The 9,843-nt window shown below is 69.3% G+C and carries 9 protein-coding genes; 6 read left to right on the forward strand and 3 right to left on the reverse strand.

Annotated elements, in window-relative coordinates; translation table 11 throughout:
* Positions 1 to 28: 28 nt before the first annotated feature.
* Positions 29 to 2,389, reverse strand: coding sequence for a DNA translocase FtsK (locus tag CSC62_RS13645; protein WP_162407235.1), 2,361 nt, complete (start codon positions 2,387 to 2,389; stop codon positions 29 to 31).
* 164 nt (positions 2,390 to 2,553) lie between these two features.
* On the opposite strand from CSC62_RS13645, the gene trxB reads away from it, so the two are divergent.
* From trxB to CSC62_RS13670, 5 genes are all read left to right on the forward strand, one after another.
* Entirely contained in the window at positions 2,554 to 3,507 is a 954-nt protein-coding gene (trxB, locus tag CSC62_RS13650) for a thioredoxin-disulfide reductase (protein ID WP_162407236.1), read from the forward strand.
* 39 nt (positions 3,508 to 3,546) lie between these two features.
* On the forward strand, positions 3,547 to 4,674 hold the full coding sequence (locus tag CSC62_RS13655) for a GNAT family N-acetyltransferase (protein ID WP_162407237.1): 1,128 nt from the start codon (positions 3,547 to 3,549) through the stop codon (positions 4,672 to 4,674).
* A 48-nt stretch (positions 4,675 to 4,722) separates the two neighbouring features.
* Complete coding sequence (gene aat / locus CSC62_RS13660) at positions 4,723 to 5,472, forward strand: leucyl/phenylalanyl-tRNA--protein transferase (protein ID WP_162407238.1); 750 nt, start codon at positions 4,723 to 4,725, stop codon at positions 5,470 to 5,472.
* A 77-nt stretch (positions 5,473 to 5,549) separates the two neighbouring features.
* Entirely contained in the window at positions 5,550 to 5,768 is a 219-nt protein-coding gene (gene infA, locus CSC62_RS13665) for a translation initiation factor IF-1 (protein ID WP_052633646.1), read from the forward strand.
* A 226-nt stretch (positions 5,769 to 5,994) separates the two neighbouring features.
* A complete protein-coding gene (locus tag CSC62_RS13670; protein ID WP_162407239.1) occupies positions 5,995 to 6,360 on the forward strand; it encodes a hypothetical protein in 366 nt (121 codons plus the stop codon).
* Positions 6,361 to 6,467: 107 nt separating this feature from the next.
* Here the strand turns inward: CSC62_RS13670 and clpA are convergent, their stop codons facing one another.
* Complete coding sequence (clpA, locus tag CSC62_RS13675) at positions 6,468 to 8,756, reverse strand: ATP-dependent Clp protease ATP-binding subunit ClpA (RefSeq protein WP_162407240.1); 2,289 nt, start codon at positions 8,754 to 8,756, stop codon at positions 6,468 to 6,470.
* 161 nt (positions 8,757 to 8,917) lie between these two features.
* On the reverse strand, positions 8,918 to 9,238 hold the full coding sequence (gene clpS / locus CSC62_RS13680) for an ATP-dependent Clp protease adapter ClpS (RefSeq protein ID WP_162407241.1): 321 nt from the start codon (positions 9,236 to 9,238) through the stop codon (positions 8,918 to 8,920).
* 97 nt (positions 9,239 to 9,335) lie between these two features.
* Here clpS and CSC62_RS13685 point away from each other — a divergent pair, with 97 nt between their 5' ends.
* Positions 9,336 to 9,812, forward strand: coding sequence for a hypothetical protein (locus CSC62_RS13685; RefSeq protein ID WP_162407242.1), 477 nt, complete (start codon positions 9,336 to 9,338; stop codon positions 9,810 to 9,812).
* Positions 9,813 to 9,843: the final 31 nt, after the last annotated feature.

Below are 9,843 nucleotides of genomic sequence, written 5' to 3' on the forward strand. Positions count from 1 at the left end.
GGGCAACCTGAACAGGTGGCGGCCCGGCTCAGTCCCGCGGCGGTGGCGGCGCCAGCACGCTGCGGTCGCCGTTGTGCTCCGGCGCCGTGACCACGCCGGCCGCCTCCATCGCCTCGATCAGGCGCGCGGCGCGGTTGTAGCCGATCTTCAGCCGCCTCTGCACCCCGGAGATCGAGGCGCGCCGGGTCTCGGTGACGATCCGCACCGCCTCGTCGTACAGCGGGTCGGATTCGTCCCCGCCCCCGCCGCCGCTCTCCGGCAGGCCGGTGGCGCCGACCACCACCCCGTCGCCCATCGTCTGCACCTCGTCCAGCACGCCCTCGATGTAGTCGGCCTGGCCGCTGGCCTTGAGGTGCTCGACCACGCGGTGGACCTCGTCGTCGCTGACGAAGGCGCCGTGGATGCGCTCGGGCATGGCCGTGCCCGGCGGCAGGTAGAGCATGTCGCCGTGGCCGAGCAGGGTCTCGGCGCCGGACTGGTCCAGGATCGTGCGCGAGTCGATCTTGCTCGAGACCTGGAAGGCGATGCGGGTGGGGATGTTGGCCTTGATCAGGCCGGTGATGACGTCCACCGACGGGCGCTGGGTGGCCAGGATCAGGTGGATGCCGGCCGCGCGCGCCTTCTGCGCCAGGCGCGCGATCAGCTCCTCGACCTTCTTGCCGACGATCATCATCATGTCGGCGAATTCGTCGATGAAGATGACGATGAACGGCAGCGGCTCCAGCGGCCGCGGGGCCTCGCCCAGTTCGGGGTTGGGCTTGAACAGCGGGTCCATCAGCGGCTGGCCGGCGTCGATGGCGTCCCTGACCTTCTTGTTGAAGCCGGCCAGGTTGCGCACGCCCACCGCGCTCATCAGCTTGTAGCGGCGCTCCATCTCCGCCACGCACCAGCGCAGGCCATTGGCGGCCTCCTTCATGTCGGTCACGACCGGCGCCAGCAGGTGCGGGATGTCCTGGTAGACGCTCAGCTCGAGCATCTTCGGATCGATCATCAGCATCCGCAGATCCTTCGGACTGGCCTTGTACAGCAGGCTCAGGACCATCGCGTTGACCGCCACCGACTTGCCCGAGCCGGTGGTGCCGGCCACCAGCAGGTGCGGCATCCGCGCCAGGTCGGCCACGGTCGGGCGCCCGGCGATGTCCTTGCCCAGGGCCAGGGTCAGCGGACTGGCCGACTTGTCGTATTCCTTGGAGCGCAACAGCTCGGAGAGGAAGATCATCTCCCGGCTGGTGTTGGGGATCTCCAGGCCGATCACCGACTTGCCCGGGATCACATCGACCACGCGCACCGACTTGACCGACAGGCCGCGGGCGATGTCCTTGTCCAGCGAGCTGATCTGGCTGACCTTGACCCCCGGCGCCGGCTCCAGCTCGAAGCGGGTGATCACCGGGCCGGGATAGGCGCCGACCACCTGGACGTCGATCCGGAAGTCCTTGAGCTTGAACTCGATCTGCCGCGACAGGGTCTCCAGGGTCTCCTCGGAATAGCCCTTGGTCTGCGGCTTGGGATCGTCCAGCAGGGCCAGCGGTGGCAGGCCGTCGGCGGTGCCGCCGGCGCCCTGGAACAGCGGGATCTGGGTCTCGCGCTTGGCCCGCTCGCTCTTCTCCACCACCGGCGCGGCCGGCGGCTCGATGTGCACCGGCTCGCGCCGGGCCTGGCGCACCGCCTCGGTCTTGCGCACTTCCTCGCGCTCCTCGCGCAGGTCGCGGGTGCGCTTCCATTCCTCGGCCTGCTGGCTCTTGCGCCGGAGCAGGTCCGGCAAGGCCAGCACGCCGGCGCCGATCCTCTCCATCACCCAGAACCAGGACAGGCCGGTGGCCAGGGTCACCGAGACCAGCAGCAGCACGATCAGGAACAGGTTGGCGCCCAGCTCCCCGAAGCCGGCGGCCAGCGACTTGCCGACCAGCTGGCCGATCACCCCGCCGCCCTGGGCCACGTCCCCGCCCCCGCCGACGCCGAGCAGGCGCACGTGCAGCAGGCCGGTGGCGGCGATCAGGAAGCCGACGATCCCGACCAGGCGCAGGGCCGGGCCCAGCTCGTCCTCCTCGCCCAGGCCGAACAGCGCGATCCAGGCCACCGCGCCCAGGATCAGCGGCAGGACGAAGGCGGCGTAGCCGAACAGCTGCAGCAGCACGTCGGCGATCCAGGCGCCGGCGCGGCCGCCGAGGTTGTGGATCGGCGCGACCACGCTGCCGCTGTGCGACCAGCCCGGGTCGGTCGGCGAATAGGTGAACAGGCAGGCCAGCAGGTACAGCAGCAGGGGCGCGACCACGATCAGGGTCAGGTCGCGCCACAGGCGCTGGCGCCGGGTGCCGGGCGTGCGCTCCTCGCGTGCGGGCTTGCCGCCGCCGCGGGGGGTCTTGCTGCGTTCCGTCAGTGCCTTGGCCACGTCGTTCCGGGATATGGAATTGTTCGCAGGAATGCTGCGTTAGGCATTGATCTTAAATGCTCCGCGGCGAGAAGTCCGCTGCGTCCCGTCCTTCGCCTTGATTCGCCCCGGTGCGGCCGCCACTCTATGCGCTGCCCTCCGCCCTACTCCCTTTGCCCGACTACATGACCGCCACCAAGCATTCGCGCCTGCTCATCCTCGGTTCCGGCCCGGCCGGCTGGACCGCCGCCGTCTACGCCGCCCGCGCCAACCTCAAGCCGGTGGTGGTCACCGGCATGCAGATGGGCGGCCAGCTGATGACCACCACCGAGGTCGACAACTGGCCGGGCGACGCCCATGGCCTGATGGGCCCGGACCTGATGGCGCGGATGCAGGCCCATGCCGAGCGCTTCGACACCGAGGTGGTGTTCGACCACATCCACACCGCCGACCTGTCGCAGAAGCCGTTCACCTTGAGCGGCGACAACGCCACCTATACCTGCGACGCGCTGATCATCGCCACCGGTGCCACCGCCAAGTACCTGGGGATCGAGTCGGAGGAGACGTTCAAGGGCCGCGGCGTGTCCGCCTGCGCCACCTGCGACGGCTTCTTCTACAAGGACCAGGACGTGGTCGTGGTCGGCGGCGGCAATACCGCGGTGGAGGAGGCGCTGTACCTGTCCAACATCGCCCGCAAGGTCTACCTGGTCCATCGCCGCGACACCCTGCGCGCGGAGAAGATCATGCAGGACAAGCTGTTCGCCAAGGTCGAGGCCGGCAAGATCGAGACGGTCTGGCACCACGCCGTGGACGAGGTGCTGGGCGACGACGCCGGGGTGACCGGGGTGCGGGTGAAGTCCACCCTGGATGGCAGCACCCGCGAGATCGCCGCCCACGGCTTTTTCGTGGCGATCGGCCACCACCCCAACACCGGCCTGTTCGAGGGCCAGCTGGCGATGGACAACGGCTACCTGGAGATCCGCTCGGGCCTGGGCGGCAACGCCACCCAGACCTCGGTCGAGGGCGTGTTCGCCGCCGGCGATGTCGCCGACCAGCACTACCGCCAGGCGATCACTTCGGCTGGCTTCGGCTGCATGGCTGCGCTGGACGCGGAGCGCTACCTGGACAAGGGCGCATAGCCGCCCTTGCGGGCTGGCCTTTCAGCAGTCCGCGCTTCCGTGCCGACCGTACGCTTCCTCGATTCGCTCGCCCAGGTCCCCGCCTCGGCCTGGGACGCCCTGCACGACGGTTCCAATCCCTTCGTTGCGCACGCCTTCCTCGAAGGCCTGGAGCGGCACGGCTGCCTGCGCCCGGACTGGGGCTGGCGGCCGCACCACCCGACGCTCTGGGAGGGCGGGCGCCTGGTCGCCGCCGCGGCGGGCTACCTCAAGGACAACCCCCACGGCGAGTTCGTGTTCGCCCCCGCCTGGGCCGATGCCTCCGCCCGCCACGGCCGCCGCTACTACCCCAAGTGGCTGGGGGCGGTGCCCTACTCCCCGGTCACCGGGCCACGCCTGCTGGCCCGGGACGACGCGGCCCGGCACGCCCTGCTGGAGACCAGCATCGCTGAAGCCGGCGCGCTCGGGCTGTCCTCGGCCCACGTCAACTTCCATTCCGAGGACGAGGACGCGGCGTTCGGTCCGGAGTGGCTGCCGCGGCTGGACGTGCAGTACCACTGGGAGAACCGGGGCGGCTGGCGCGACTTCGACGGGTTCCTCGCGGCGATGGACCACAAGCACCGCAAGAACATCCGCCAGGAAAGGGGGAAGGTGGCGCGGGCGGGAGTCGGCTTCCGCCGGCTGCACGGCGACGAGGCCTCGCCCGCCGACCTGGACGCGATCCACGGCTTCTACCTGCAGACCTTCCGCGAATACGGCAACGCGCCGGCGCTGACCCGGGATTTCATCGGACATCTTGCGCGAGAAATGCCCCGCAAGCTTCTGATCATATTGGCCTTTCACGGGGAGAATCCCGTTGCCGGCGCGCTCTGCCTGCGAGGCACCGACACCCTGTACGGCCGCTACTGGGGAGCGACGGCAAGCGTGCCGGGACTGCATTTCGAGACCTGCTACTACCAGGGGATCGAGTACTGCCTCGAGCAGGGGCTGGCCCGGTTCGAGCCCGGTGCCCAGGGCGAGCACAAGCTGGCGCGCGGCTTCCTGCCGGCCTTCGTCCGCAGCCGGCACTGGATCGCCGATCCGGTGTTCCGTGCCGCCATCGGCGACTGGTGCGACGGGGAAGCGCAGTCGGTGCGGCGTTACGCGCAGGCGCTGCAGGCGCACTCGCCGTTCCGGGAGCCGGCCTGACGGCTGTCGCCGGCGCGGCCGGGCCTTGCGGCCTGCGAGAATGCTGTGATGTCCGCCCAGCCCCGTCTGCTGTCCCCCGATCCCGAGGCCCCCTTCCCCCCGGCCGACTCCGCCCTGCGCGAGCCCGATGGCCTGCTGGCGGTCGGCGGCGACCTGTCGCCGGTGCGGCTGCTCAACGCTTACCGCCACGGCATCTTCCCCTGGTACGGCGACGGCCAGCCGATCCTGTGGTGGAGCCCGGATCCGCGGATGGTGTTCCGCACCGACGGGGTGCGGCTGTCCTCGCGCTTCCGTCGGGGGCTGCGCCGCAGCCGCTGGCAGGTCCGGGCCGACACCGCGTTCGAGGCGGTGATCGCGGCCTGCGCCGAAAGTCCGCGCCCCGGCCAGGACGGCACCTGGATCACCGCGCAGATGCGCGCGGCCTACGTCCATCTGCACCGGCTCGGCCATGCGCACTCGGTGGAGGTATTCGACGAGGCCGGGATGCTGGCCGGCGGGATCTACGGCGTGGCCGTGGGCCGGATGTTCTTCGGCGAGAGCATGTTCAGCGCGCGCACGGGCGGTTCCAAGATCGCCTTGGCCGCGCTGGCCGCCCGGTTGCACGCCTGGGGCTGGCCGGTGCTGGACGCCCAGGTGGAGAACCCGCACCTGCTGTCGCTGGGCGCCGAGCATTGGCCCCGCGCGCGGTTCCTGGCCGAGGTCGAGCGCCTGGCCGCCGGGCCGGGCCGGATCGGCCCCTGGACCGGCGATTTCGGCACGATCGAGGCGGCCGCCTTGGCCGCCGACAGTTCCCGTTAACACATTTTTTGCGTTGCCGCCGCGATTCGCGTAAAATCGCCGCCTTTCACGCCCCGCAAAGCGCAGACCCGGACCGCATGTCGAAAGACGACTCCATCGAGTTCGAAGGCACCGTCATCGAGACGTTGCCCAATACCACCTTCCGGGTCCGCCTGGAAAACGGCCACGAGATCATTGCCCACATCTCCGGCCGCATGCGCAAGAACTACATCCGCATCCTCACCGGCGACAAGGTGAAGGTGGAGATGACGCCCTACGACCTGACCAAGGGCCGCATCACCTACCGCATGAAGTGAGCGCTGGCGGGCTCGTCCCGCGCCGCGATCCATGCTTCAGTCGAGAAAGGCGGCCCTTCGGCCGCCTTTCTTCGTTCCGTCGTCGCCATGCCACGGGTGAAGGAAGTCACTCCCACCTGCGGCCCAATGACCGCAGTCACTGTCACCTCAGGCAGATACGCCGGCGGCGACGGATCGATAGTTTGGGCCCCGGTCCAATCCGGGCCCCCATTCGATCGTGACCGACATGAACACCAAGCGTCTGTGCCTGGCCGTGCTGCTCGCCGGCGCCGCCTTCGCCGCCCATGCCGGCGACAAGCCCGCCCTGGAAGGGTGCGTCGAGCTCGGCGCGCAGCAGGAAATCGTGCGCAACGGCGGCTCGCAGGCCTTCCTGCTGCGCGACGGCGACAGCCACTACCGGGTCGCCCTGCAGGGCAGCTGCGATTCGCTGGCGATCGCCAGTTCCATCTCCATCATCGGCGAAGGCGCCGAAGGCCGGCTCTGCCCGAGCGGCTCGCAGATCAAGACCAATCGGGGCAAATGCGAAGTCGGCAAGGTGGAGCTGCTGGACGCCGACGAATTCGCCACCCTCAAGCGCCGCGCCCGCCGCTGACCGCCCATACGGCGCCTGCCGCCCTCCGTCTCCCGTAGTGCGGAGGGACGGCAGGCGCCGTCCCTCTCGCTCTTCCTGATCGTGCCGGGGCGGGCCCGGTGCCGGGGTCAGACCGTGGCCGGCAGCAGCCGCTCCGGCTCGGACTGGCTCTCCACCACCAGTTCGCCGTCGACCACGTCGATGTTGACCCGGCCGCCGCCGACCAGTTTGCCGAACAGCAGTTCGTCGGCCAGCGGGCGCTTGATCTTCTCCTGGATCACCCGCGCCATCGGCCGCGCACCCATCAGCGGGTCGAAGCCGTGCTGGGCCAGCCAGTCGCGCGCGGTCGGCGAGGCCGACAGCGCCACGTGCTTCTCGTTGAGCTGCATCTCCAGCTCGATCAGGAACTTGTCCACCACCCGCAGGATGTGGTCGAAGCCCAGGGCCTGGAACTGCACCACCGCATCCAGGCGGTTGCGGAACTCCGGGCTGAAGCTCTTGCGGATGACCTCCATCGCGTCGGTGGAATGGTCCTGGCGGGTGAAGCCGATCGAGCGCCGCGAGGCCTGGGCCGCGCCGGCATTGGTGGTCATCACGATCACCACGTTCTTGAAGTTGGCCTCGCGTCCGTTGGTATCGGTCAGCACGCCGCGGTCCATGACCTGCAACAGGATGTTGAAGATGTCCGGATGGGCCTTCTCGACCTCGTCCAGCAGAAGCACGCAGTGCGGGGTCTTGACGATCTTCTCGGTCAGCAGGCCGCCCTGGTCGAAGCCGACGTAGCCCGGGGGCGCGCCGATGAGGCGCGAGACCGAGTGCGGCTCCATGTACTCGGACATGTCGAAGCGCACCAGCTCGATCCCCAGCTGCAACGCCAGCTGCTTGGTCACCTCGGTCTTGCCCACGCCGGTGGGGCCGGCGAACAGGAAGTTGCCGATCGGCTTGTCCGGGTTGCCCAGGCCGCTGCGCGCCAGCTTGATCGCCGAAGCCAGGGTCTCGATCGCCGGGTCCTGGCCGAAGATCACCATCTTCAGGTTGCGCTCCAGGTGCTGGAGCACGTCCTTGTCGGTGGCGCTGACCTGCTTGGCCGGGATCCGCGCCATCTTGGCGACGATGGTCTCGATCTCCTCGACGTCGATCAGCTCCTTGCGGGTCTCCTGCGGCAGCAGGCGCTGGCGCGCACCGGCCTCGTCGATCACGTCGATCGCCTTGTCCGGCAGCAGCCGGTCGGCGATGTGCTTGACCGACAGGTCGACCGCGGCCTGGATCGCGTCGTCGGCGTAGGTCACGCCATGGTGGGCCTCGTACTTGGGCTTGAGGCCCTGCAGGATCTCGTAGGCCTCGCCCACGGTCGGCTCGACGATGTCGATCTTCTGGAAGCGCCGGGCCAGGGCCCGGTCCTTCTCGAAGATGCCGCGGTATTCCTGGAAGGTGGTGCTGCCGATGCAGCGCAGGTCGCCCGAGGCCAGCGCCGGCTTGATCAGGTTGGAGGCGTCCATCGTCCCGCCGCTGGCCGAGCCGGCGCCGATGATGGTGTGGATCTCGTCGATGAACAGGATCGCGCCCGGGATCTTCTTGATCGCGGTCAGCACGCCCTTGAGCCGCTTCTCGAAGTCGCCGCGGTACTTGGTCCCGGCCACCAGGGCGCCCAGGTCCAGCGAGTAGATCACCGCGTCGGACAGCACCTCGGGCACATCGCCCTCGACGATCCGCTTGGCCAGGCCCTCGGCGATCGCGGTCTTGCCCACGCCGGCCTCGCCCACGTACAGCGGGTTGTTCTTGCGCCGGCGGCACAGGATCTGGATGGTGCGCTCGATCTCGTCGGCGCGGCCGACCAGCGGGTCGATGCGGCCGCTGCGGGCGCTGTCATTGAGGTTGGTGGCGTACTCGGCCAGGGCGTCGGTCTTGCCCTCGGCCTCGCCGCCCTCGGCCTTGCCCTCGCCTTCGCCGGACGCGGACGGGCCGCCCTCGGACGACTCGTCGCCGAGCTTGGCGATGCCGTGGGACAGGTAATTGACCACGTCCAGACGGGTGACGTCCTGCTGGGTCAGGAAATAGACCGCGTGCGAATCCTTCTCGCCGAAGATCGCCACCAGCACGTTGGCGCCGGTGACCTCTTTCTTGCCCGAGGACTGGACGTGGTAGACCGCCCTCTGCAGCACGCGCTGGAAGCCCAAGGTCGGCTGGGTGTCGCGGCCATCGTCCTCGGCCAGGCGCGAGACCGAGGCCTCGATCGCCTGCTCGAGTTCGCCGCGCAGGCGCGAGGCGTCGGCACCGCAGGCCTTGAGCACGGCCTGGGCGGAGGGGTTGTCGAGCAGAGCCAGCAACAGGTGCTCGACCGTCATGAATTCGTGCCGTGCTTCGCGCGCGCGCTTGTAGCACTGGCCGATGGTCTGTTCGAGGTCTTTGCTGAACATGGCGGGCTCCGGCGGTTTGCCAACAATATGCGGCCTGCCGCCGGGAATTCCACAGCCCCGGTGGGCCACTGCGTTCAGCCGGCAGCATGCCCGTCCGGCCGGGCCCATGTCACCCCGTCCGCGGATTCCCCGCGCCCCACCCCGCTCCCATGGGTGGCCGGTCAGGCCTTTTCCATGGTGCACAGCAGGGGGTGCTGGTTCATCCGCGAGAACTCGTTGACCTGGGCCACCTTGGATTCGGCCACTTCCCGGGTGAAGACGCCGCAGACGCCGCGGCCGCGGGTATGCACGTGCAGCATCACCTGGGTGGCCCGCTCCAGGTCCAGGGCGAAGAACTGCTGCAGGACCGCGACCACGAAATCCATCGGGGTGTAGTCATCGTTGAGCAGGACCACCTGGTACATCGGCGGGGGGGCGACCTCGGGCTTGCCGGGATCGACCAGCGTGCCGTGTTCGTGTTCGTGGCGTGGGGTGCGGGGCATGCTGGCAATTATACGGGCCGGCCCGGATGGACGGCCCCGCGCCGGCTGCCGGACAATGGCAGTCCACCCGTTCCCAACTCCCCGAAAAGGAATGTCCATGCGTGCCACCCGCTTCGTCCTGCTGCTGTCCGTGCTCCTGGGCTGCGCCTTCGCCGCGCCGGCCTGGGCCGACGCTTCCGTCCAGACGCGCCTGGATTCGCGCGGGGTGAAGTACGAGGTCGACGAGGACGGCGACTACAAGGTGACCTACAACTACAAGGACGAGGGCCGGACCCAACTGGTGTTCGTCTCCGGCCGTACCGAGCGGGTCGGCGGCTTCATCGTCCGCGAGGTGTTCGCCCCGGCCGGCCGGCTGGAACAGGACGGCATCGGCGGCGACAAGGCGCTGGAGCTGCTGCGCGAGAGCCGCCAGAACAAGCTCGGCAGCTGGGAAGTGGCCGGCGACGTGCTGTACTACGTGATCAAGCTGCCCGACAGCGTCGACGCCACCACCCTGGAGTCGGCGATGGACATCGCCGCCGAGACAGCCGACGACATGGAGATCGAGCTGTCCGGCCCGCTGGACGCGCTCTGAACCCGTCCGCGCGCATGAACCTGCCCTCCTC

Source organism: Pseudoxanthomonas jiangsuensis, from assembly GCF_010093185.1.
In the GTDB taxonomy this organism is placed as follows: Bacteria; Pseudomonadota; Gammaproteobacteria; order Xanthomonadales; family Xanthomonadaceae; genus Pseudoxanthomonas; species Pseudoxanthomonas jiangsuensis.